The organism is Streptomyces sp. NPDC048523 (assembly GCF_043199815.1).
Lineage (GTDB): Bacteria > Actinomycetota > Actinomycetes > Streptomycetales > Streptomycetaceae > Streptomyces.
The window spans coordinates 340,352-363,689 of record NZ_JBICWQ010000001.1 but is presented as its reverse complement, the minus strand read 5'-3'; the positions used below and the strand labels follow the sequence as shown (position 1 = coordinate 363,689).

Below are 23,338 nucleotides of genomic sequence, written 5' to 3'. Positions count from 1 at the left end.
GGGGCCCGCCGGGGAGAGTGTGCGTCCGAGACCTCACAGATCAGACCGCCGCCTACACCGCCGTGAAGCTCCACAGCAGGTTGGTGCTGCTGCCGAAGGTCCACTGCTTGGTGACGGAGCCCGAAGCGACGCCGCCGCCGCCGTCGAGGACCAGACCGGTGGTGCGGTTGGCGATCGAATAGCGGTCACCGCCCCGGTGGGTGATCGTCCACTGCTGGTTGGTGCCGCCGTTCCAGGGGGCCTGCCGGGCGGCGGAGCCGTCCTCGGTGGCGCCCCAGCCGTCGGCGACCATGCCGTTCGTACGGTTGACCAGCCGGTAGTAGCCGCCTCCGACAGCCTCCGCATGCCACTGCAGGTTCGAACTGCCGTCCCAGGTCCACTGCTTGAGGTTGGCGCCGGAGGCGACGTTGCCGCCGCTGTCCAGGGCGAGTCCGTCGGTGGCGTTGACGATCCGGAAGTACGTCGCCGGATTGAACTGGACCCTCACCGAGGCGATCCGGTCGTTGTTGCCGGTGACCCTCAGATCGGGGTTGTCGGCGGTGAACGTCCACGCGGTTCCGGTGAAGTCGCCGCCGGAGTAGCCGATCACCTGGCAGCCGGGGGCCGGCCGGAGGGAGGAGAGGGTGCCGGGCCCCGGCCCGGCCGCGCTCAGATCCGCCGCGCTGTAGTCGCCGACGGCGAGCACGGCGGCCTTGCCGGTGTAGCCGGTGTCCGTGAAGACGACGGCGCCGGCGAGGGGCCGCAGAGCGGGGATCGCGCCGGAGAAGGCGAGCTTCAGCACGTAGGCGTTGGCGCTGTACGGCGCCGAGGACGGCAGGGTGACCGCGAGTCCGGAGGAGGTCTGGGCCGGCGCGGGCAGGTCGATGTAGGTGCCGGCGGCGGAGCCGAGGAGCTTGACCGAGGTCAGCGACGAGAGGTTGATCCGGTCCGCGCTGAGCGTCTTGATCGTCAGTGAACTGCCGGGCCAGCCCAGGACGGTGGCGTACAGGACGTTGCCGGCCTTGTCACGGGTGAATCGGATGTCCTGTGGGGTGCCGGCGGTCGGGCTGGTGAAGGCGCCGCCGCCCATCTTCGTCGGACCCTCGCCGTACGTCGTCCAGGCCCGGGTCGCGTACACCGACTCGCCGAAGCGCCTCAGGTGGTCGCCGATACCGAGCAGGATGTCCTTCTGCGCCTGGGGGATGGTGCCGTCGGCCATCGGCGCGATGTTCAGCAGCACATTGCCGTTCTTGCTGACCCGGTCGATGAACGAGTGCAGCATCTGCTGGACGGTGTAGTAGCCGATGCCCTGCGTGTAGCACCAGCTGCTGCTGGAGATGCTGTCGTCGGTCAGCCAGTACGGCGAGGTGAGATCGGCGGGGCCGCCGCGTTCGTAGTCGAAGACCTCGCCCTTGCCGTTCATGCCGTCCTTGTAGGTCGCGACGACCTCGCGGCCCCAGCTGTCGGCCTGGTTGTAGTAGTAGGAGAGGAAGTTCAGGCGCTGTGTCTCGTCGACGGCGTCCAGATTGAAGTCCTGCCAGAGGATGTCGGGCCGGGCGCGGTCGACGACCTCCTTCAGCTTGTCGAACCAGAGTTGGTTCTCCGCGGCCGAACCCAGCTGCCCGTAGAGCTTCTTGAGGCTGGGGTCCGTCTGGGCGGGGGCGAACTCGTAGAAGCCGGTGAAGTTGTACGCGTGGTGCATGGCCACCAGCAGCTTCAGGCCCTTGGCGCGGATCGCCGTGGAGAAGAGCCGCAGCAGGTCGAGGCCCGGGCCCTTCTTCACCGAGTTCCACTCGTTGACCTGGCTGTCCCACATGGAGAAGCCGTCATGGTGCTCGGCGACCGGGCCGGCGAACCTGGCGCCGGCGTCGACGAACAACTGCACCCACTCGTCGGGGTCGAACTTCCCGCCGGCCGACTTCAGCTTCGGTGCGAACTGCACGGTGTTGCCCGCCAGGTCCCGTGCCCCGTTGATGAAGTTGTGGTAGGGCCAGGCCGCCGGTTGGCCGTAGGTCGCGATGTGATGTCGGTTCGCGTTGCTCCCGGCCTCGTACATGTTGCGCGGATACCACTCGTTGTCGAAGGCGGGGACGTGCCCGCCGGTGCGGTCGCCGTCCCGTCATACGCAGCCCCGTATCATCAGCGTCGCCTTTGGCATGCGGACTGCGGCATGGGTCGGGGCGCGACGTGGAGAAGGGATGCGCGGTGTCTCTGACAGACAGGGCGATCGAGCAGATCCGTGAGCTGATCCGGACCGGAGCGCTGCCTCCGGGATCGAAGCTCCCCCCGGAGCCGGATCTGGCCGCGCAGCTGGGACTGTCCCGCAACCTCGCCCGTGAAGCGGTCAAGGCCCTGGCGGTCGCACGGGTCCTGGAGGTCCGGCGGGGCGACGGCACCTATGTGACCAGCCTCCAGCCGAGCCTTCTGCTGGAGGGACTCGGTGGGGCGGTGGAACTGTTGCAGGGCGACTCGGTCGCTCTCCAGGACCTCATGGAGGTACGGCGGCTCCTCGAGCCCGTTGCCACGGCCCTTGCCGCGACCCGGATCTCCGACGACCAACTGGCCGAAGTCAAGGGTCACTTGGATGCCATGCGTGAGGCGCGTGAGGACGTCGAACGACTCAACGCCCATGACGCGGCCTTCCATCGGGCCGTCGTCTCGGCCACGGGCAACGAATCCCTCCTCGCGCTCCTGGAAGGCATTTCCGGCCGCACGCTGCGTGCCCGGATCTGGCGCGGCCTGGTCGACTCCCGGGCGGCGGGCCGCACCCTCGCCGAGCACGAGGCGATCTTCGAGGCACTGGCCGCACGCGACGCGGTCCTCAGCCAGGCGGCGGCGCTGCTGCACGTGAGCAACACCGAACGCTGGCTGAAGGAGCACCTGCGCTCGGCCGAGGCCCTTCCCTCCGGTACGACCGCGGGCTGACGGGGAGCCCGCCCGCACGCGTCCTCATGGGTCAGGGCCGCCAAGGGCCTGGTCGGTCCTGACTTGCTGCGCGCGAGGCGCCCCCGACATCGTCGGCACGGCAAGAAGGCCCGGGCGAGGCTGACCCGGTACGACCGGATGGTGGCCCGCCGCAGGCCGAAGAAGGGACAACCGGCATCGAAGGGCTACCGCGAGGCGAAGAAGCCGCGGGGTGAAGGCGCACATGAAGGTCACCAGGCAGCGGGAGGGCGCCGGCCGCAAGTGGGTCAAGAAGGTGGTCCGCGACCACGACGCCATCGCTGTCGAGGACTTCCGCCTGAAGTTCCTGCCCAAGACGACCATGGCCCGCAAGGCCGCTGACGCCGCCATCGGAGCCACCCGCACTGCGATGCGAGAGGCAGGCATCGCCTGCCGCTGGGTGGGCGCACCTACACCTACACCTGCACCGCGTGCGGAAGGCGCACTCCCAACCTGCCCCCACAGCACCACAGACCTGACGGAGTCCTGCTAGGACTCCGAGGCCGTGTTCCCGGGCGCGAGGCCCGGCCAGGGCCGTGACTCCCGTCGGCCGCACACGCTCTCTGTAACCGATCGTGTTCACACCGTTGACATCCTCCTCACCTGCCTCTACCGTCGCGCCGCCATATGGAACGCGTGACGAAATCTCGAACATTCGAAGGCGGTTCCCCTGTGCATGCCCGGAACAGCGGGAGGCAGGCCTGTACCGGCAGGACCGCCGACCCCCTGACGTTCGGCCCGTCCAGGGCAACCGGGGTATCCACCGCTCCACCCGCACCGCACCCGTCCGAGCACCTGCACGTCTGATGCGCCGTCATCCTGTCAACGACGAGAAGAACAAGGACCCATTCACCATGCTCGACCGAAGAGCCGCCCTCGCCGCCCTCGTAGGAACCGCCTCCCTCGCCCTTACCGTGTCCGCCTGCGGCAAGGAGAACGCCGGCAGCTCCCAGAGCCGCTCCGAGGGCGGTACCGTCGGCATCGCCTTGCCGACCCGGTCCTCCGAGCGCTGGCTCGCCGACGGCAAGAGCGTCGTCGGGGGTCTGAAGAGACGGGGGTACAAGGCCAAGCTGGTCTACGGCGACGACGACCCGAAAGCCCAGCTGTCACAGATCGGGACCCTGATCGAGCAGGGCGTCGACGCACTGATCATCGCGGCCATCGACGCAAAGTCGCTGAACGGCGTGCTTCAGCGGGCCTCCGACGCGCGCATCCCGGTGATCTCCTACGACCGGCTCATCCTCGGCACCGGGAACGTCGACTACTACGTCTCCTTCGACAACGAGATGGTCGGCCGGATGGAAGCCAACTACATCATCGGGAAGCTCGGCCTGGAGAAGGGCAAGGGCCCGTTCAACATCGAGCTCTTCGCCGGTTCCCCCGACGACAACAACACCAAGTACTTCTTCAACGGCTCCATGGCCCTCCTGCAACCGTTCCTGGACAGCAAGCAGTTGGTCGTTCCGTCCGGTCAGACCGGGATGGACCAGCTCACCACCCCACGCTGGGACGGACCCACCGCGCAGAAGCGCATGAGCCGCCTGCTCAGCCGGTGGTACGTCGGCAGGACGCTCGACGCGGTCCTGTCACCGTACGACGGCATCTCCCGCGGTGTCCTGTCCGCGCTGGAGGAGCAGGGCTACGGCTCCGCCGGCAAGCCCCTCCCGATCGTCACCGGCCAGGACGCCGAGCTGCCCTCGGTGAAGTCGATCATCGCGGGCCGGCAGTCGCAGACCGTCTACAAGGACGTCCGCGCCCTCGCCGACGCCGCCGCGTGGATGGTCGACGACATCCTCAGGGGCCGGGCGCCGCGGATCAACGACCGGTTCAGCTACAACGACGGCGTCAAGAAGGTGCCCGCCTACCTGCTCCAGCCGCAGAGCCTCGACAAGAACAACGTCGAAGTACTGGTCAGGGACGGCTACTACACCGCCGAGGAGCTCGCGTAGCGACGGGATGTGTCCGAGCCCGGCCCCGGCCCTCAGGCCGGCTGCCGCTCGGACAACTCTCGGAGCAACGCGCTGTATTCGTCGGGATGCTGCTGTCACAGGATCCTCAGCCGCTGGAGTGAGACGATCAAGGGGTCGGTCAGAAGCCGTCGAGGCCGAGACCGCCCCGACGGCGCACCATCAGGGCCGTGAGGCCGGCGAGCCGGGTGCGGCACCGGCGACGCCGCTCGACGACTGCCATCTGCCGAAGCTCGTCCCCAGTCGGCCGGGCGAGGACGCGGTGCTCCTGGGAGCGGTGGCGACAGCCCCGGCACGGCCCGGGGGCTGGTGTTCGAGCGACGAACGACCACGTCCTGAGCGGCCCGGGCCGGCCTTCCGCCCCCAACGCCCCGTCCGTCTTCTCCCGCCCCATTGTGCTCAGCCAACTGCCCCCCTACTGTTCGACTTTGCCTGAGTCTGTTTGATGCTGATCGCTCAGGCGAGAGGGAGGCCGCAGTGCGAGGCAATCGGACCGATGCAGAGACCGTGAGACCCGGTCGCCGCGGGTGGTGGAGGGCGGCCCTCGCGACGGCCGCGACCCTCGCCCTGGCCGTGGGCCTGACCGCGCCCGCCGCGGCCAGGGAAGCCGGGGGGCCCGCACCCGCCGCAGCGCCTGCCGCCAACCCGCAGCCGCACACGGTGACTCTCGACGGCTACTCGTTCCTCGTGGACGGCAAGCGCACCTACCTCTGGTCCGGCGAGTTCCACTACTTCCGGCTCCCGAGCCCGGACCTGTGGCGGGACATCTTCCAGAAGATGAAGGCCGCCGGCTTCAACTCCACCTCGCTGTACTTCGACTGGGGCTACCACTCGCCCAAGCCGGGGGTGTACGACTTCACCGGGGTGCGTGACGCCGACAAGGTCCTGGACATGGCCGAGGAAGCCGGCCTCTACGTCATCGCACGCCCCGCGCCGTACATCAACGCGGAGGTCGACAGCGGTGGCCTGCCCGGCTGGCTGACCACCAAGGCGGAGGACAACCGCAGTGACGACCCGCGGTTCCTCAAGTACGCCGACGAGTGGCTGACCCAGATCGACAAAATCATCGCCCGGCACCAACTCACCAACGGCACCGGGTCCGTGATCGCCTACCAGGTCGAGAACGAGTACTACAACGGCTCCGCCTCCGCCCGCTCCTACATGCAGCACCTCGAGGACAAGGCCCGCGCCGACGGCATCACCGTGCCGCTGACCGGCAACAACAACGGCACCTTCAACACCGGTGCCGGCGCCCTGGACGTCGACGGCCCGGACTCCTACCCGCAGGGCTTCGACTGCTCCAACCCCACGAAGTGGAACGGCGTCCCCGACATCAGCTACGACCACCCGGCGGGCAAGCCCCTGTACTCGCCCGAGTTCCAGGGCGGCGCCTTCGACCCCTGGGGCGGACCGGGTTACGACAAGTGCGCCCAGCTGATCAACGACCAGTTCGCCAACGTGTTCTACAAGCAGAACATCGCCGTCGGCGCGACCGCGCAGAGCTTCTACATGACCTACGGCGGCACCAACTGGGGCTGGCTGAGCATGCCCCAGAACTACACGTCGTACGACTACGGAGCTGCGATCCGCGAGACCCGGCAGCTCGATCCGAAGTACGACGAGGACAAGCTGATCGGGTACTTCACCCAGTCGGTGGCCCCGCTGACCAAGACGGACGCGATCAGGAGCACGCCGCCGGACGACTCCGCGGTCGTCGACACCGCCCGGATGAACCCGGACACCAAGACACAGTTCCACGTACTGCGGCACGGGAACTCCACGTCCACGGCGGTCGACAGGGCCCACATCTCGCTGGACTTCAACGCCCAGCCGGCCGGGGACACCACCTACACCTGGGACGACCCCGACTCCGCGCTGCAGTACGCCGGTTCGTGGTCGCACGTGGCCAACCAGAGCTACACCGGCGGCGACTACAAGAAGACCGAGTCGTTCTCCGACAAGGCCGGTGACTCGGTCACCGTCCCCTTCGACGGCACCGCGATCCGCTGGATCGGCTCGAAGACGAACAACCACGGCAACGCCGACGTCTACCTCGACGGCACCAAGGTGGCGACGGTCGACGACTCCGGCGCCGAGAACCAGGCGGTCGTCTTCCAGAAGACCGGCCTGCCGTCCGGGGCGCACACGCTGAAGATCGTCGTCGCCGGAAACCACGGTTCGGGGTCCACCGACAACTACGTGGCCATCGACGCCATCGACGTGCCGACCGGTGCCGCCGCCGCGGAACCGACTTACCCCGTCGTGCCCCAGCAGCCCGGCACCGCGATCACGCTCGACGGACGCGACTCCCACGTGATCGTGGCGAACTACCGCCTCGGGGAAGCCCAGTTGCAGTACTCGACCTCCGAGATCATGACCGGCGCGACCATCGGCGACCGGGACCTCGCCGTGCTCTACGGCGACCCGGACAGCGATGGCGAGACCGTCCTTCGCTACGCCTCCAAGCCCACCGTGACCGCCACCGGCGGTGCCGTCACGACCACCTGGGACCCGGCCACCGGCGATCTGCGGCTGAACTACACCCACAAGGGCCTGATCCGGATCAGCGTCAGCGGCGGCGGACAGCGCCCGCTGCTGCTGCTCGTGGGTGACAAGGCCACGGCGAAGACCTTCTGGCGTCAGGACACCGCGGCCGGACCGGTGCTGGTGCGCGGCACGCACCTGCTGCGGACAGCGACCAGCCTGAACGGCGGCCGTACGGTGGCGCTCACCGGCGACAACGCCGACGACCAGAACATCGAGGTGTTCACCTCCGCGGCCCGCGTCACCTGGAACGGCCGGAAGGCGGACACCCGGACCACCGCCACCGGAAGTCTCACCGGCAGGATCCCGACCGCCGCCGCGATCCACCTGCCGACGCTGACGAACTGGAAGCACGCCGAGGAGTCCCCCGAAGCGGCCCCCGGCTTCGACGACACCGGCTGGCAGACGGCCGACAAGACCACGACCAACAGCGTGTCCGGCATCAACAAATTGCCGGTGCTCTACGCGGACGACTACGGCTTCCACACCGGCAACACCTGGTACCGCGGCCGCTTCCACGCCACCGGCAAGGAGACCGGCATCCACCTGGTCTCGGACTCCGGCGGCGGCGCACAGGCGTTCTCCGCCTGGCTGAACGGCACCTTCCTGGGCAGCTCCACCACCGGCAGTGCCGACTTCACCTTCCCGGCCGGTGCGGTCAAGTCCAAGGGCGACAACGTCCTCTCCGTGCTCACCGTGAACATGGGGCACGAGGAGGACTACAACTCGACCAACGGCAACAAGACCGCGCGTGGTCTGACCAGCGCCTCTCTCGTCGGAGCGCCGCTGACCTCCGTCACCTGGCGCCTGCAGGGCGTACGCGGTGGCGAGGACCTCCAGGACACGGTGCGCGGCCCGCTCTCGACGGGCGGCCTGTACGGCGAGCGGGCGGGCTGGTCCCTGCCGGGCTACCCGGACGCCAAGTGGAACCGGGTCACCCTGCCGACGACCGACACCCGCCCCGGAGTGTCCTGGTACCGCACCGACGCCACTTTGGACCTGCCGCGCGGCCAGGACACCTCACTGGGCCTGACGTTCACCGACGACCCGGCGCGCAAGTACCGGGCCACGATCTTCGTGAACGGCTGGCAGGTCGGCAACTACGTCAACTACCTCGGCCCGCAGCACACGTTCCCCGTCCCCAACGGCATCCTCGACCCGAACGGCCGCAACAGCATCGCCATCGCCGTGTGGAACCTGGACGGCAGCACCGGCGGCCTCGGCAAGGTCTCGCTCACCGACTACGGCAGCTACGCCTCGTCCCTGCGCGTGGCGCAGAACGACAGTCCCCGCTACGACTCCCGGAAGTACGCGATGCCGAGGCCTCCCGGCGCCGAGGTGACCCTGGACGTGCCCGACACCGCTCAGCCGGGGGAGACCTTCACGGCCCGGACGACCGTGCGGGTGCCCAAGGGCGGATCGCCCGCGTCCCGGCTGACACCCTCGCTCTCCGCTCCCGACGGCTGGACGGTGAGCGCTCCGAGCCCCGTGTCCCTCAAGCGCCTGCAACCGGGCGCGTCGGCGACCTTCACCTGGACGGTCCGGCCACCGACCGGTGATCTGCCCGCCGCCTCGGCACTCGGCACCGCGGTGCGGTACGACCAGAACGGACGACAGCACACCGGAGCCGACGAGCGCATCGTCGGCGGGATTCCACCGGCTCCTCCGGCCGGTAAGAACGCGGTGAGCGACCTGCCGTTCTTGTCCTCCACCAACGGGTGGGGCCCGGTCGAGCGCGACAGCAGCGTAGGCGAGCAGGCCGCCGGGGACGGCCGTGCGATCAGTATCGGCGGCGTGGGCTACGCCAAGGGCCTCGGCACCAATGCCCTCAGCGACGTCCAGCTCTACCTCGCCGGAAACTGCTCCCGCTTGACGGCGCAGGTCGGCGTCGACGACGAGACGGGCGGCGCCGGAACGGTCACGTTCTCCGTGATCGCCGACGGCAAGACGCTGGTCACCACCCCGACGATCAGCGGCCGACAGGCAGCCGTCCCCATCGACGTCGACGTCAGCGGCGCCCAGGTGGTCGACCTCAAGGTCGGCGACGGCGGCGACGGCAACGGCAACGACCACGGCGACTGGGCGGTACCCACACTGACGTGCGGCTGACGGCTGTCGGGAGGAAGTGGGTCCCGGTGGCGACGAGGGCAGGATTCGAACCTGCGTCCACCCGGGATCAGAGCCGGGCGCTCCTCCGCAGAGCTTCCTCGTCGCCACCGAGATCATTGCCTGAGCTGATGCGTGAGGCAACTGCTTTGTGGAGCAACTGGTTCGTGGGTCGGACGCACGGTTGGACGCACATGGGAATCGGTCACATCCACTCCTGAGCGGCAGCGCGCTTCTCCTTGCCGGAGAAGACTCCTGCCGAGCGAAGGGCGCTGGCCATGAGTGGGTCGGCGACCGCGACTCCGTGCACCAGTTCGGGTGTCCGCCGGAAGGCGACGGCCTCGGCCGTCGGCCTGGGAGCGGTCCAGGCGCCTGCCATCGGGTCCACCCGATGCCGGGCACAGACTGCCTCGACGAGCGAGCGTGGGCACTGCTTCTCTCCTCGGAGAACTTCCCAGGGCAGAGGCAGCTCTGCCCAGACATGAGTGTCCGGGTGCAGCCCGCCGCCGCGCATGCGGTGCCAGTACGCCACGTCGGCCGCCATCAGCCGGGGCACCTTGCCGGGGCAGACCCGGTCGAGAATCTCGTCCTGCCCCAGCTCGGTCAGCAGCGCGAACCAGTGGGCACGGGCCGTGTTCCATGCCTGTGCGGCCTGGTTCCACGTCGAGGAGTCGTCGCCACGGCGCACGATCATCGTCTCGCGTTCCAGCGGATGCCGGTTCCACGCGTCCTCCAGCAGCCCCGCGACCTGGCGCAGGAATCCGTTCCACCGGACCAGCAGCCGAGTGAGGTCCTGGTCGGACACCTGGGCCAGCACTTCAGCCGTGGGGTGCACATGCGCGATCGCGTACCAGCAGGCATCCTCGGGCCTGAGGCGCCGGAACAGGGCCTCGGCGACCTCGTCGTAGACCTGACGCTGCCGACCGTCGGTGAACACGCTGCGCGTGTGGCCGCGCGCCGTGAAGTAGGCGATGAAGGCCGCCGTGTCCGGATCGGCGGCGAACACCTCGTACGGCAGGGCGTGGGCGAGGGCACCCTTGCCGGTGATGACCACCTCGCGTCGACGCTGCTCGTGGATGAGCCGGGCCAGTTTGGCCTCCATCCGCCGTAGGAGCCGGAAGCGCTTGTTGTACTGGCGTTTCGAGATCTCCCCGAGGCCCGCCGCCGTGCGCTCGGCCCGGTCGAGGCGGTCCATGCCGAAGTCGTTCTGTCCGTACGAGCGGCCGATCTCCTCACCCGCTCGCCGGATCACCTCCTCGATCCGGGCCGGATCGTCCCCCGCACTGCCCGGGAGTTCCGGCAGGTTCGCGAAGAGGCTTGCCGCCCGGGCGAGTTGGCGTTGTGCACCGACCGGCCACGCGAACTCCTCCCGCATGGAGGTGTAGCCGTGCCAGAGATTGCGCAGCGAGTGCTGGGCGGCCTTGGCGAGCGCGGTATCGGTCGCCGCGTCGAGGTCGGTGCCCTGGGCGGCGTACATGTCCTGGATGAGCCGGGCCACGTCTTCCGGACGCTTGCGCAGTGTCAGCGAGGCGTGCAGTTCACGGACGAGCTGTTCGAGTGTGGGCGACGGCATGGGGCTCACCTTGTCAGCACCACGCAACGGTCTCCACTGCTTATCCGCATGCGGCGCGGTCGGTCAGTGCGGTGCTCGGATGCTGTCGATGATGCGGGTCCAGTGGTCGCCGCCGTGGCCGTTCTCGATCGCGTGCCGGTAATGGGCCTGCACGGCCCGCGGGAGCGCGAGGTCGAGGCCGAGTGACGTGCTGGTCTCGACGATGTGGTCGGCCGTCGCACCCATCATGGTGACGGTGCTGAGGTCGCCGGGATGCTGTCCGGCGTCAAGCGCGGCGCCGGGCCTTTCCTCCCCGGCCCTGAGGATGGCACCGATCGAGTCGGTGAAGGAGAGCAACTCCGGCAGCGCTTCCGATGCCTTCATCCCTGCCGTACCCAACATCGCGGTGGCGTGCATCAGTGCCGACAGGGTGGTGAGGAACACCGCGAGTTGGGCCTGGTACATCATCTGGGCGAGGCCCGGGTCGTCGCCCAAATGCCTTGGTTTTCCGAGCAGTGTCAACGTCGCCCGGTGGTTCTCCATCACCTGGTCGTGGCCGCTGTAGTAGACGTAGGCCGCCTCTGTGCCGACCATCGGCGCGGGAACCATGACCCCTCCGGTGAGGAACGTGGCGCCGTGGCCCGCCGCCCAGTTCGCCGCCTCGCGTGTGCGGTCGGGAGTGTCGGAGCTCAGGTTGACCAGGGTGCGGCCGGCGAGCGATGCGGTGGCGCTGTCGAGGATGTCGTACATCGCCTGGTAGTCGGTGAGGCTGAGGATCACGAGGTCGCTCGCCTCGACCGCCTCGCGGGGTGTCGCCGCGAGCGTCGCTCCGTCGGCGACGACGCCGTCGGCCCGGCCGGCGGTGCGGTTCCAGACGGTGACCGGATGGCCGGCGGTGAGGAGGGTGCGGGTCATCGCCCGGCCCATCGGGCCGAGCCCGATCACGGTGACAGCGCTGTTCTGCCCGGTGGTGGAGTGCAGTTGTTCGTTCACTCCTCCATGCTCGGAGAGCACGGCTAGTGTCGGAAGTACCCACTATTTTCTGCGGTACTTACCTTTTAGTAAGGGGTTCGGGGATGGCCAAGCCGCCGAGGTGCGGGCCGTACATCTGTGGCATCGACGCCGCGCTCGACGTGGTGAGCGGGAAGTGGAAGGGACTGATCCTCTGGGAACTCGAAGCCCATGGCATACGCCGGTTCGCTGAGCTTCGGCGCGGCTTACCGGGCGTGAGCGAGAAGATGCTGACGCAGCACCTGCGCGAGATGGAGGAGGACGGTCTCGTGCACCGGAAGGTGTACGCCGAGGTGCCGCCGCGCGTGGAGTACTCCCTCACCGAGCACGGGCACACGCTCAACCGAGCGCTCGAGCCGCTCGGCGCCTGGGGAGCCGAGCGGATACGCCGCGAAGGCTCCGCAGCGGTTGAGGTGGCCGAGGCGTCACGCAGTTAGGCATTCCGGGGCGTCGGCGCTCACGGGCCTCGACCACGTCCCGCCGGAACGGTCCCGGGGCAGTCGGCCGGAGGCTGCCCCCGCCCCGTTCACCTGTCTACCAGGGCACTACCCCGTTCTCGTCCTGGAAGGTTCCCGTCGGGCCGTCCGCGTCGAGAGTCGCCAGGCGAACGACGACCTTGGCGCTCTCCTCCGGCGACCTTCCGATCCCGAAGGCCGCCGTGAGGTCGGTCGCGGTGGTCCCGGGCTCTACCGCGTTGAACTTGATGCCCGGCTGGGATTTGGCGTACTGGACGGTGAGCATGGTGGCCGCGGCCTTGGACGCGGAGTAGAGCGCCAACGGCAGATTGAACTCCGGCCGGTCCGGATTGTTCACCGCCCAGAAGGACCCGGCACTGCTGGACACGGTGACCACGGTGGGGTTCGAGGACTTGCGCAGCAGGGGAAGCGCCGCCTCCGTGACGCGCACGACGCCCACCGCGTTGGTGTCGAAGGCTCGCAGAGCCGTGGGCCCGTCAAGGGCCCCGTTCCCCAGGATGCCCGCGTTGTTCACCAGGACATCGAGCCGGCCCTCGGCCGAGTCGATCGTGGCGAGCGCGCTGCTCACCGACGCGTCGTCGGTGACGTCGAGTTGTACGAACCGGGCACCGAGCTCGGCCGCGGCCTTCTCGCCCCGCTCGACGTCACGAGCACCGATGTAGACGACGTGGCCCAGTGCCAGCAGTTGTCCGGCGGTCTCGAAGCCGATGCCCTTGTTGGCCCCGGTTATCAGTGTGATGGGCATGCGTATCCTCACAAGTCATGTGGCCCGAGAGGGCCGTTGATGATGCCGGACTGTCGTGGCGAAGACTCAGCCAGTCAGTTGCCGGAGAAGCTCACCGCCGTCGTGCAGGGCGGTCATATGGACGAACCGGCCGTCGCGGACCTGGTAGATGGCGTACTCGGCGATCTCGAACGAGCCCCGGTGGGAGCCACGCCGAGCCATGTCTTCACCGGGGTACCGGTGTTGACCAGCCGCGCGGCCAGACGGTCACCGTCGAAAAGCAGTTCATTGAGCTCCCAGTGCAGGTCCGGAACCGCGTCCACGTCGTGCGTCTGAACCGCTATGAGGTCGTCCCGGGTGGCGGGCTCACCGTTCAAGGTGGTCCGGTCGCTGATGAACTCGTCCATTGCGTCGAACTCGTGGGCGTTGAGCGCCTCGATATACCGCAGGTAGAAGGCGCGCAGATCACCGTCGGACATGAGAGGACCCTTTCGTGGGGCAGTTGCGGGTGACGAGGTTCGCGCGCGCTCAGATCTGGTTCAGGCCTCCGTCGACATACAGGCTCGAACCGGTGACGAAGCTGCTCTGCCCGGAGGCGAGGAAGGCCACGGCGGCGGCGATCTCCTCGGGACGCGCGAGCCGGCCCAGCGGCACGCGTGTCGCCAGTTGCCGCTGGAACCCTTCCGGGTCGGGGGTGAGTCCCGACAGGGCGGGGGTGTCGGTCGGTCCGGGTGTCACGGTGTTGACCCGGATACCGCGTCCCTTGAGTTCGTTGGCCCAGGTCCGGGCGAACGATCGGGTGGCGGCCTTGGTCGCCGCGTACACGCCGAGCCCCTCGTCGCCGACGTCCACGTTGGTGGAGCCGTTCAGAATGACCGACGCCCCCTCGTTGAGCAGGGGAAGTGCCTTCTGGACGGTGAACAGCATGCCCCGGACGTTGATGCCGAAGAGGGTGTCGAAGTGGTCCTCGGTGATCTGCTCCAACGGCACCAGCCTGGCGGCGGACGCGTTGGCGAACAGGACGTCCAGCCCCTGTCCACGGTCGCGGATCGTCGCGTAGAGCCGGTCCAGGTCGTCGAGGTTCGAGATGTCGCCGGTCACCGCGGTGGCCGCTGAACCGATCATTTCGACGGCCGCGTCGAGTTCGGTCTTGCGCCGGCCGGTGACGAACACGTGCGCGCCTTCGGCCGCCAGCCGGACGGCACTGGCCAGGCCGATGCCGGTGCTGCCCCCGGTGACGAGAGCGGTCTTGCCTTCGAGTAGTCCCACGAGAAAGGCCCCTTCGAGTTCTGCAGCGATCGCTGCGGAAGTCGACGGTAACACTTCTGCAGCGGTCACTGCAGAAGAGGTAGGCTGCGGGAGTGGAGACGAAGAGGAAAAGCCCCGCGGGCCGACCGCGAGGATTCGACACCGACGAGGCTCTCGAGCGCGCCATGCTGCTCTTCTGGGAGCACGGCTACGAGGGCGCCAGTACGGCCGCCCTGACGAAGGCGATGGGCATCTCCACCACCAGCATGTACGCGGCCTTCGGCAACAAGGCGGAGCTCTTCCGCAAGGCCCTGCAGCGCTACACCGAAGGCCCGAGCGCCTATCTGGCCCGCGCCCTCGATGAGCCGACCGCCCTCGGCGTCGCCACCGCGATCCTGGCGGGCGCGGTTCGTACCACCACCCGTCCCGCCCAGCCGCACGGCTGCCTCGGCGTCCAGGGCGCCCTGTCCACCAGCGAGTCCGGGCAGGAAGCCCGTGACCTCCTCGTCGCCTGGCGCGCCGACGGCTGCTCCTGCATCCGGGAGCGGTTCCAGCGGGCCGTCGACGAGGGCGATCTGCCTCCGCACACCGATCCGGGGCTGCTGGCCCGTTACGTCACCACCTTCGCCTACGGCATCGCCGTACAGGCCGCGAGCGGTGTGGGCCGCGACGAACTCCAGGAGCTGGCCGACGCCGCCCTGCGCAACTGGCCCGCCCTCTGACACCGCCCGGCAAGCGTCTTCTGGTCACCGGTCACGCCGGCCGCATGGATCACGGCTCACCCGGGCCGGAGGCCTGCTCGGGCCGGCGCGGTCGGCGCAGTCCTGCGACGAGGAGTGCGACCAGGGTGCGCGGGTCATAGCTGGGGTCGTTCTCCGCGCCGACGCACAGGTTGCCCACGCCGCGCATCAACTGAAGCCCTCCGATGTCGGAGCGGATCTCGCCGGCGGCCGCGGCCGAGTCGAGGAGCTGCGTGCACACCGGTACGAGGTGGTCGATGAAGTAGGCGTGCAGCGTCTCGAAACCGGCGTTGTCATGCTGCAGGGCGGCGGCGAGTCCATGCTTGGTCACCAGGAAGTCGACGAAGAGGTCGATCCACTGTTCCAGCGCCTCGTAGGCGGTGGGGCAGCTCGCCAGCAGCGCGGGGCCCGCCGCGGCGCACGTCTCCACCTGATGGCGGAAGACCGCGACGATCAGATCCGCGCGGGTGGGGAAGTGCCGGTAGATCGTGCCGATCCCGACCCCTGCCCGGGCCGCGATGTCGCGTACCGGCGCGTCCACACCCGAGGTGACGAAGACGGCGCCGGCCGCGTCCAGCAGGATCTGCTTGTTGCGCCGCACGTCCTTGCGCTGGGACCCGGCGGCCTTCTCCGTGCCCTGGCGGCTGTCGCTCACCCCGAGGCTCCTTCGTCTGTCGTCGCATCGCACTGCGGACCTGTGTCCGCATCGCACTGCGGACCTGTGTCCGTATCGCACTGCGGACCCGTGTCCGTATCGCTCTGTGGAACGGAGTTCCGTTTCGCCATGATGACAGATCGAGCCGTTGGGCCGCCTCTTGCCGGCACCAGTGCCGCGGGCCGGGGGTGCACGATGCCCGCGGCTCATGCGGGCGCGCTGCTGCTGTCCGGAGGGCGACGGAGCAGGTGCAGACACACGACCGAGGCGATGACGGTCCGCCGCTCGGCGGCGTCCAGGCCGGCGGATGTCTCGACGAGGTACTGCTGCAATCCGATCCATACGTCGTGGGTGCTCACCGTGACCCGGCCGAGGACCTCCGGTGCCGGACTCCGATGGGGATCGGTCTCCGTGAGCTGCCATTCGGTGGACAGATGGCCCCGCCTCGTGAGGAGGAGTCGGCGTCCTCGCTCCGTCCGGAGGCTCAGCTGCCAGCTCCTGATGAATGTCCCGGCACCGGCAGTGCCGGCCGCCCGGCCCGTGTCGTCGGTGAAGCGGAACGTCGCCGGCTCGAACTGCTCGATACGGACGAGGCACCCGCCGGACGCCTTCGTGAGGAGCGAGTGCGTGTCGTCGGTGTGCGTGACATGGGCGAGCAGGGTCCCCTCCACGGTCGACACGGTCAGAGCAGGTCCCGGGTACCTGCGCCACCGCGACCGCTTCGGCTGCGCCACGACGACGGCTTCCATCCCGAACAGCCGGGCTTCCGTCGTTCGTCTTTCGTCCCCCGCCACGGATCCCCCCGCCCTCGACCGAGTACGTCCACTGTGACCGACAAGCTGTCCGATTCCCATCCCGTCGCAGGAGAGTCGCAGGAGACACGGGCGACGAACGACCTGCCGGTGATCGTGATCCCCGGCAGGTCGTCCGCCCGCGACGCCGAGTGATCCACTCGGCGGTGCTTTTCCCCCTCAATCAGTCGACGGGCCTGCCGAACCAGCGGGAGAGATGGTTGTCCAGGTCGCGCTGGTCGTCGCCGATCCAGGCGACGTGGCCGTCAGGGCGTAGGAGGACGCACGGAACATCCAGTGCCGCGGCGGGGTCCGCGAGGTAGTCGACCCGGTCCGCCCAGCCGCCCACGGTCAGGCGCTCGGTGCGGTCCAGCAGCAGACCGCGGCCGCGGTGCAGCAGATCGTAGAGGCGGCCGTGTTTCAGGTCGAGGTCGGGCAGGCGGCGGCCGAGGAGGTCGGGGCCGTCGCCGAAGTCGTAGCGGATGTCGATCGCGGTGATCTTCTCGACCAGATGGCGGTTCACCACGTCGAAGTCCATCAGCTCGGTGATCAGCTTCCGCACGGCCTGCGGGCCCGGTTCGGGGGACAGGAGTTCCATCTGGGCGCGGGTGTTGGCCAGCACGTCCTTGGCGACCGGTTGGCGTTCGGTCTGGTAGGTGTCCAGGAGTGTTTCCGGCGCTCGGCCGCGGATCTGTGCGGCCAGTTTCCAGCCGAGGTTGAACGCGTCCTGAACGCCCAGGTTGAGACCTTGGCCGCCGGTGGGTGGGTGGATGTGTGCCGCATCGCCGGCCAGCAGCACCCGCCCGACCCGATAGCGTTCGGCCAGCCGCGTGGCGTCCCCGAAACGGGACAACCAGCGCGGGGAGTGCACGCCGAAATCGGACCCGGCGACGGCACGCAGCTGTCGTCTGAAGTCCTCGAGGGTGGGCGGTTCCGCGCGGTCGGTGACCCCTGCGGCGGGGACCACGACGCTGTAGACCCCTCCGCCGAACGGCCGGAGCCAGAACCGATGAAGCGTCTCCCGGACTTGGTTCACCTTGGCGGCGATCTCCTCCTGCGGCACACCCACTTCCATCTCGCCCATCAGCGTCTCGGTCCGCGAGGGCTCGCCGGGGAAGCCGACGCCGAGCAGTTTGCGCACCGTACTGCGGCCGCCGTCACAGCCGACGAGGTAGCGCGAGCGCAGGCGTTCGCCGTCGGCCAGCTCGATGGTCACGCCCTCGTCGTCCTGTTCGCAACCGGCCACCGCGCACCCGCGCCGGACCTGCGCACCCTGCTGGGCCGCATGCTCCTCGAGCAGGCCGACGATGACGGGCTGCGGGATTCCCAGGAAGAAGGGGTGGGGGGAGTCCAGGCCCTGGGGTGCGGGCTTGTTGATGGCGGCGAAGAGTCCGCCGGCCGGTCGCTGCCTGCCGTGTCGGCGAATGCGATCCAGCAGTCCGCGCATGGCCATCAGTTCGAGACTGCGCATGTGGAGACCGACGATGCGGACGAATGACACGGGCTCGGTGTCCTTCTCCAGCACGAGCACCCGTACATCGTGCAGCCGTAGTTCGGCGGCCAGCATCGCGCCGGTCGGCCCGCACCCGGCGATGATCACGTCGAAGTCGAACCTGAGGGGCGGGCGATCGGTGCCGGAAGCCGACGACGGCTCGGCGGTGAACTGCGGAGAGTCCATGGGTGTTGCCTTTCGGGAGTGCCTTGTTGGCCAGGCGCTCCCGACGACACCTACGTCAATCGCCGGCCGTGACGGGAAAGGGGGAGCACCCACATCGCTACAGCGTTCATGGGTCTCACCTCCTCAGGCGGTGTCACGGTCAACTGCAAGCTACAAGCCCGATCATCACGCCGTCCAACCCTTTTCCCGACCACTGCGCCTCCGCGTCGACGGCCGGCGGCGAGAGTCAGGTCCACCGGCGATGTCACCCGGCCGTGCCTCCACAACGACGCGACCACGAGATCGATGGGGTCGTCCTCGCGCGCGGTCAGGCAGTTGGAGGCGTCGTCCCGGAAGCGTGACGGATAACCTTCGTCGTCATGACACGCGCTTGGGTCCTGCCGCTGGTGCTGATCTGTGCGGCTCAGTTCTTGCGGCTGGGTCGATCGGCGCGCTGGAGGCTCAGCACCGCAGTGCGGCCGATGGCCGACCGGTCGTCTTCTGGCGGCCGGGCTGTAAGTACTGCCTTCGACTGCGCATCCGGCTGGGCCGTAGCGCCCATCAGTTGCACTGGGTCGACATCTGGCGCGATCCGGCTGCAGCTGCAGTGGTGAGGGCGGCCAACGACGGCAACGAGACCGTCCCGACTGTCGTCGTGGCGGGTGAGCCGCACACCAACCCCGATCCAGCATGGGTCCGCGAGCAACTTTCTCGTTCCGCGTGACCGGCGTCGACCGGCGCCAAAAGGTACGGCAAAGCTGAGGGCGGGCCGCCGCCGTTCTTCAGCGAACGGACGTGCGCGCCCCATCCCGCACCCCTCATGGCTGCCTCAGATCGGACCCGGGGTGCGAGTAGGCGATGCGGACGACACCGCTGACCAGGTCCATGCTCTGACGGTACGTGGCCGTCACGTCAACGGCGCTCCGTCCGTTGACACGCTCATGGAGGCACGCCCCGGCGCCGACACACCAAGTGCCGGCGTCAGGGAGTGCGTCATCGTCCGGGAGCAGTGTTCGCCGGGCGCGGTGGAGCGGTCAGGAGTTCCACTTCACCTTGAAGACCCAGACGTGCTGTCCGGCCTTGCGGGCCGCCGCGGGGACGTCGATCACCAGCGCGCCCTTGCTGACGGTCCAGGTCAGTGGCCGGTCGTGGCCCAGCATCGTCACCGTGTCCCCGCTGCGGACAGGGACCGGCGCCTCGATGGTCAGCCGCGAGCCCGGCTGTGCCAGGGAGTGGATGTAGAAGGCCCGGTTCGGGCGGACGGTGAAGCGGATGTCGTCTCCCAGTTCCGCCATCTTCGACCAGTACGTGGTGTCGTAGACGGCCTCGCCGTTCGTCCGCAGCCACCGCCCCGTCTCGCGCAGCCGCGTCTGCATGATCTCCGGGATGGTGCCGTCGGCACGCGGGCCGATGTCGAGCAGGAAGTTGCCGTTCTTGGAGACGATGTCCACCAGGCTCTGCACGACCTGTTCCGTCGTCATGTAGGAACCGTCGGGAGTGGCCTGGTTGTAGCCGTAGCTGAACGGGTCCAGGCCGCGGCTGGACTCCCATTTGGCGATCACGGTGTTGTCGTACGTCGTGTACTCGGGCGTCGTGAAGTCGTGGAAGGAGATGCCCGAGCGGTTGTTGACGGTGACGTCGATGGGACGGGCCCGGTTCTTGGCGTGGTTGAAGTACTCGGCGAGCACGTGCACGCTGTCGTTGGCGCCGCCGATGTCGCACCAGATGAGCTCCGGGTCGTACCCATGGATCAGCTCCAGCATCTGCGGGGCCTGATAGTCCTTCACGAAGTCCTTGCCCGCGGTGTATCCGGTGTAGGGCACGGGGTCGAGGGTGTACGGGTTGCGCGGGGCGTGCCCCATCCAGGGGTTGTCCGGGTTGAACCACTCGGGCATCGAGAAGTAGAGGCCGCGGTGGAGCTCGGGCGTGTAGCGCCGGGACGCCTCGAACAGCTCTTTGATCAGGTCCCGCTTCGGGCCCATCTTCACGGCGTTGCGGTCGGAGACCTTGGTGTCCCACAGGGCGAATCCCTCGTGGTGCTTGGAGGTCAGCACGTGGTACTGGGCGCCGGCGTCCCGGAACAGTTCGACCCAGGATCGCGGGTCGAACTTCTCCGCCGTGAAGCGCGGAATGAAGTCGTCGTAGGCGAAGTCCTCGCCGTAGGTGTCCCGGTGGTGGGCGTACGTGGGGTTGTTCGGGTCCTGCATCTGGTCCCAGTACCACTCGGCGTACTGCGTGCCGACCGGCGCCCAGGCGGGCACCGAGTACACACCCCAGTGGATGAAGATGCCGAACTTGGCGCTGTGGAACCAGTACGGCGCCTGGTGACCGGAGAGGGAGGTCTCGGTCGGCTGGTAGTCGGCGACGCCGAGGGACAGCCGGCTGCGCTGGGTGGCGGCCGTGGCACCGCGGCCGGTGACCGTCACCACCCCGTCCTGGGCAGTGCCGGGTGCCGTCCCCGTGCGGTTGCGGATACCGATGCGTACGCGAGCCTGCTCGCCGGGGTCGAGACGGCGCACGGCGGCGGGCTCCACGGTCCGGGCGCCCGGGACGTTGACCCGTACCGACACGTTGTCACCGGCCAGGACGGCGGCGGTGCCCGCGTTGACGACGGTGGCCTCGAGGCTCTGGGCGCCGGTGGACGTCAGGAGCGAGTTCGTGGAGTGGACGTCGCGCAGGACCAGTGCGCGGCCCTGGGCGACCGGCTGGAGGGAGAGCGCGAAGACGTGGAGCGAGGTCTGGTTCGGCTCGGGTGCGTGGGTGACCGGCAAGGTGACGGCGATCGCCTCGCGCTGCGGGTCGACCCACACCTCCGATGTGCCGATGCCGACGCTGTGTTCGTCCTTCGCGCCGCTCGGACCGTAGCGGTACGGCGCCGACAACGAACCGCCCGCCGCGTACCAGTCCGCTCCGGTGAGGCCGGCCGTCGTGGTCGAACCGTCCGCGTAGTGCACCGTGGCCTTGCCCGAGGCGTTGCCGTAACTCCCCGAGGTGAGGAAGTAGGCCGCCATGTAGCGGCCCTTGGGCAGATCGATGCGCTGGCCGAGCGCGACGACGTTGTTCTTGGCGCCTGCGGCCGAGGACGGGAAGACGAAGGGAACGCCGTCCACCTCCACCTGGCCCGCCGGGAGTTCCTCGCCCGGGAACGTGTAGCCGGAGCCGTCGAAATCGCCGCCCCGGGCGGATGTGGTGTCGATGCCGTCGTTGTCGTAGAGGCCGTCGAGGGGGACGGGAACCGGAGCGGGCACGGGCGCCCACGTCCGACTCTGCTGGGCGGCCGTTGTAGCCGTCTGAGCAGCGTGTGCGTCGGTCGCGGAGGCGAAGGGAAGAGCGGCTGAGGCAGCGACACCCGCCGTGACGCCGAGGACTTGACGTCTTGGATACGTACTCATGGCGGCTCCCAATCATCGGATGTCTTGATGATTGGGGAGGCGTAGGGGAGTGTCAATGGGGCGGACAAGGGAGAGAGTTGAAGGAGAGGTCGGATGGTTCGACGCTCAGGAAGGGCTTGCCCGCGATTGATGAGCTTCTCCTCGGCCGCAAGAGGTGAGGTGCCGCCTCAGCCGAGCGGGTCGGCGGTGTCGCGCAGGGTGGCCAGGACCGGCCCGTACATGCGGGCCTTGATGGTGCCGAGGGTGTCACCGGCCTTGTTCACCTGCGACCGGGCGAGCTCGATCGCGGTGGAGCGCACGGCGTCCTCGCCGGTCGCCCGGTCGACGATGCCGTCGGCCGCGGCGTCGGCGCCGCCGTAGCGGCGGGCGGTGACCATGGCCTCGTGAGCGGTTCGAGGTGTGAGCCGGGCTTGGATGAGGGCTGCCATGCCGGGGGTGAAGGGGATGTTGATGTCCGCTTCGGGCAGGCACCAGTAGCCGCGGTCGGCGCGCATGACGCGGAAGTCGTGGGCGAGGGAGAGCATCGCGCCGGCGGCGAAGGTGTGCCCCTGCAGTGCGGCCACCGTGATGACCGGCAGCGACAGCAGCCGCGCGAACAGCTCCTGGACGGAGACGACGTAGTCCTGGTGCTGGTCGGCGTGCGCGAACAGCCACTCCAGGTCGAGCCCGTTGGAGTAGAACTTGCCGGTGGCGGCGGTGACCAGGGCGCGCGGACCCTCGGCTTTCTCCACCTCGTCGAGCGCGGCCCCGACGGCGGCGATCCAGTCGGGGTGGAAGCGGTTCTCACCGTCTCCGAGGTCGAGGACGAAGACGTTGTCCTGACGGTCGAGCGAGAGCATGGCGACTCCTTCGAGCTGTGCGGTGAGTGGCAGGGGGCTGCGGGTCAGGCCTGGGGCCCGGGTTCTGCGCCCGGGCGGTTGCGCAGGGCGTGGCGGAGCAGGTCGTGGATCTCGGCGGCGGCGGCCTCGATCGGGGCGGTGCTGTGCTCGGCCCGGCACATGACGACCGCCCCTTCGACCGAGGCGATGATGAAGGCGCCGAGTCTGCGGCTGCGTTCCTCGCCCAGGCCGTGCCGCAGCAAGAGTCCCGCGAGGGCTTCCTGCCAGCGGGCGAACACGGCGGCGGCCGAGCGGGCGAGCTGGGGTGCGTCGTCGTTGGTCTCGACGGCCATCGCCACGATCGGACAGCCGGCCCGAAAGTCGCTCTCCACGAGCCGATCACGCCACAGCGCGAAGAACGCGTCGACGGCCTGCACCGGGTCGTCCGCCTGCAGGGCGGCATCGATCAGACCGGCTATGAAGTCCCCCGCCAGTGCCACAGCCTCGTCGATGAGCTGCGCCCGCCCGCCGGGGAAGTGGTAATACACCGAGCCTCGAGGGGCGCCGCTGCGGGCGAGGACCCGGTCGATGCTGGTCGCGCTCGCACCGTACTCGCGCAGCAGAGCAGCGGCGCTGAGGATCATCCGGTCCCGGGTGTCACTCTTGCGCGGACTCACCCGCCCACGTCCCTTCGACGGCGTAGCACCGCCCCGAAGGGGGCTACCTGTCGGTAAC

General features: G+C 68.9%; 16 protein-coding genes, 1 tRNA gene and 3 pseudogenes. 7 read left to right on the top strand and 13 right to left on the bottom strand.

Annotated elements, in window-relative coordinates; all coding sequences use genetic code 11:
- Positions 1 to 52 precede the first annotated feature (52 nt).
- Positions 53 to 2,071: pseudogene (locus tag ACGFWE_RS01710) on the bottom strand (alpha-L-fucosidase); the annotation flags it as partial.
- 113 nt (positions 2,072 to 2,184) lie between these two features.
- Here ACGFWE_RS01710 and ACGFWE_RS01705 point away from each other — a divergent pair.
- The 4 genes and pseudogenes from ACGFWE_RS01705 to ACGFWE_RS01690 all read left to right on the top strand — a co-directional run bounded on the left by ACGFWE_RS01705 (position 2,185) and on the right by ACGFWE_RS01690 (position 9,542).
- Entirely contained in the window at positions 2,185 to 2,904 is a 720-nt protein-coding gene (locus ACGFWE_RS01705) for a FadR/GntR family transcriptional regulator (protein WP_352385209.1), read from the top strand.
- Between the two features lie 87 nt (positions 2,905 to 2,991).
- Positions 2,992 to 3,462 (top strand): annotated as a pseudogene (locus ACGFWE_RS01700) (RNA-guided endonuclease TnpB family protein); the annotation flags it as partial.
- A 314-nt stretch (positions 3,463 to 3,776) separates the two neighbouring features.
- Complete coding sequence (gene chvE / locus ACGFWE_RS01695; protein WP_393597103.1) at positions 3,777 to 4,871, top strand: multiple monosaccharide ABC transporter substrate-binding protein; 1,095 nt, start codon at positions 3,777 to 3,779, stop codon at positions 4,869 to 4,871.
- A gap of 495 nt (positions 4,872 to 5,366) precedes the next feature.
- Entirely contained in the window at positions 5,367 to 9,542 is a 4,176-nt protein-coding gene (locus ACGFWE_RS01690; protein WP_393597101.1) for a beta-galactosidase, read from the top strand.
- A gap of 27 nt (positions 9,543 to 9,569) precedes the next feature.
- Here the strand turns inward: ACGFWE_RS01690 and ACGFWE_RS01685 are convergent.
- From ACGFWE_RS01685 to ACGFWE_RS01675, 3 genes are all read right to left on the bottom strand, one after another.
- Positions 9,570 to 9,645, bottom strand: a tRNA-Gln gene (locus tag ACGFWE_RS01685).
- A 99-nt stretch (positions 9,646 to 9,744) separates the two neighbouring features.
- On the bottom strand, positions 9,745 to 11,112 hold the full coding sequence (locus tag ACGFWE_RS01680; protein WP_393597099.1) for a hypothetical protein: 1,368 nt from the start codon (positions 11,110 to 11,112) through the stop codon (positions 9,745 to 9,747).
- A gap of 63 nt (positions 11,113 to 11,175) precedes the next feature.
- Positions 11,176 to 12,084 (bottom strand): NAD(P)-dependent oxidoreductase, encoded by a 909-nt coding sequence (locus tag ACGFWE_RS01675; RefSeq protein ID WP_393597097.1) that lies wholly within the window; start codon positions 12,082 to 12,084, stop codon positions 11,176 to 11,178.
- 83 nt (positions 12,085 to 12,167) lie between these two features.
- On the opposite strand from ACGFWE_RS01675, the gene ACGFWE_RS01670 reads away from it, so the two are divergent.
- Positions 12,168 to 12,539, top strand: coding sequence for a helix-turn-helix domain-containing protein (locus tag ACGFWE_RS01670; RefSeq protein ID WP_352385219.1), 372 nt, complete (start codon positions 12,168 to 12,170; stop codon positions 12,537 to 12,539).
- A gap of 97 nt (positions 12,540 to 12,636) precedes the next feature.
- Here ACGFWE_RS01670 and ACGFWE_RS01665 read toward each other — a convergent pair whose 3' ends face one another.
- From ACGFWE_RS01665 to ACGFWE_RS01655, 3 genes are all read right to left on the bottom strand, one after another.
- Entirely contained in the window at positions 12,637 to 13,323 is a 687-nt protein-coding gene (locus ACGFWE_RS01665; protein WP_352385221.1) for an SDR family NAD(P)-dependent oxidoreductase, read from the bottom strand.
- 113 nt (positions 13,324 to 13,436) lie between these two features.
- Positions 13,437 to 13,781, bottom strand: a complete 345-nt coding sequence (locus tag ACGFWE_RS01660; RefSeq protein ID WP_393597095.1) for an ester cyclase — start codon at positions 13,779 to 13,781, stop codon at positions 13,437 to 13,439.
- 49 nt (positions 13,782 to 13,830) lie between these two features.
- On the bottom strand, positions 13,831 to 14,571 hold the full coding sequence (locus ACGFWE_RS01655) for an SDR family oxidoreductase (protein WP_352385224.1): 741 nt from the start codon (positions 14,569 to 14,571) through the stop codon (positions 13,831 to 13,833).
- A 92-nt stretch (positions 14,572 to 14,663) separates the two neighbouring features.
- Here ACGFWE_RS01655 and ACGFWE_RS01650 point away from each other — a divergent pair, with 92 nt between their 5' ends.
- Positions 14,664 to 15,272 (top strand): TetR/AcrR family transcriptional regulator, encoded by a 609-nt coding sequence (locus tag ACGFWE_RS01650; protein WP_393597093.1) that lies wholly within the window; start codon positions 14,664 to 14,666, stop codon positions 15,270 to 15,272.
- Between the two features lie 49 nt (positions 15,273 to 15,321).
- Here ACGFWE_RS01650 and ACGFWE_RS01645 read toward each other — a convergent pair whose 3' ends face one another.
- From ACGFWE_RS01645 to rox, 3 genes are all read right to left on the bottom strand, one after another.
- Positions 15,322 to 15,945, bottom strand: a complete 624-nt coding sequence (locus ACGFWE_RS01645; protein ID WP_393597091.1) for a TetR/AcrR family transcriptional regulator — start codon at positions 15,943 to 15,945, stop codon at positions 15,322 to 15,324.
- A gap of 206 nt (positions 15,946 to 16,151) precedes the next feature.
- A complete protein-coding gene (locus ACGFWE_RS01640; RefSeq protein ID WP_393597089.1) occupies positions 16,152 to 16,616 on the bottom strand; it encodes a hypothetical protein in 465 nt (154 codons plus the stop codon).
- A gap of 304 nt (positions 16,617 to 16,920) precedes the next feature.
- Positions 16,921 to 18,414 carry a rifampin monooxygenase gene (rox, locus tag ACGFWE_RS01635; protein WP_393597087.1) on the bottom strand — a complete coding sequence of 498 codons (1,494 nt, stop codon included), beginning with the start codon at positions 18,412 to 18,414 and terminating at the stop codon, positions 16,921 to 16,923.
- 359 nt (positions 18,415 to 18,773) lie between these two features.
- Here rox and ACGFWE_RS01630 point away from each other — a divergent pair.
- Positions 18,774 to 19,117, top strand: a pseudogene (locus ACGFWE_RS01630) (glutaredoxin domain-containing protein).
- 310 nt (positions 19,118 to 19,427) lie between these two features.
- Here ACGFWE_RS01630 and ACGFWE_RS01625 read toward each other — a convergent pair.
- The 3 genes from ACGFWE_RS01625 to ACGFWE_RS01615 all read right to left on the bottom strand — a co-directional run bounded on the left by ACGFWE_RS01625 (position 19,428) and on the right by ACGFWE_RS01615 (position 23,280).
- Positions 19,428 to 21,785 (bottom strand): alpha-L-fucosidase, encoded by a 2,358-nt coding sequence (locus tag ACGFWE_RS01625; RefSeq protein WP_393597085.1) that lies wholly within the window; start codon positions 21,783 to 21,785, stop codon positions 19,428 to 19,430.
- A gap of 167 nt (positions 21,786 to 21,952) precedes the next feature.
- Positions 21,953 to 22,624: an enoyl-CoA hydratase-related protein gene (locus ACGFWE_RS01620; RefSeq protein ID WP_393597083.1), complete on the bottom strand. Its 672-nt coding sequence runs from the start codon at positions 22,622 to 22,624 to the stop codon at positions 21,953 to 21,955.
- Positions 22,625 to 22,668: 44 nt separating this feature from the next.
- Positions 22,669 to 23,280 carry a TetR/AcrR family transcriptional regulator gene (locus ACGFWE_RS01615; protein WP_393597081.1) on the bottom strand — a complete coding sequence of 204 codons (612 nt, stop codon included), beginning with the start codon at positions 23,278 to 23,280 and terminating at the stop codon, positions 22,669 to 22,671.
- Positions 23,281 to 23,338: the final 58 nt, after the last annotated feature.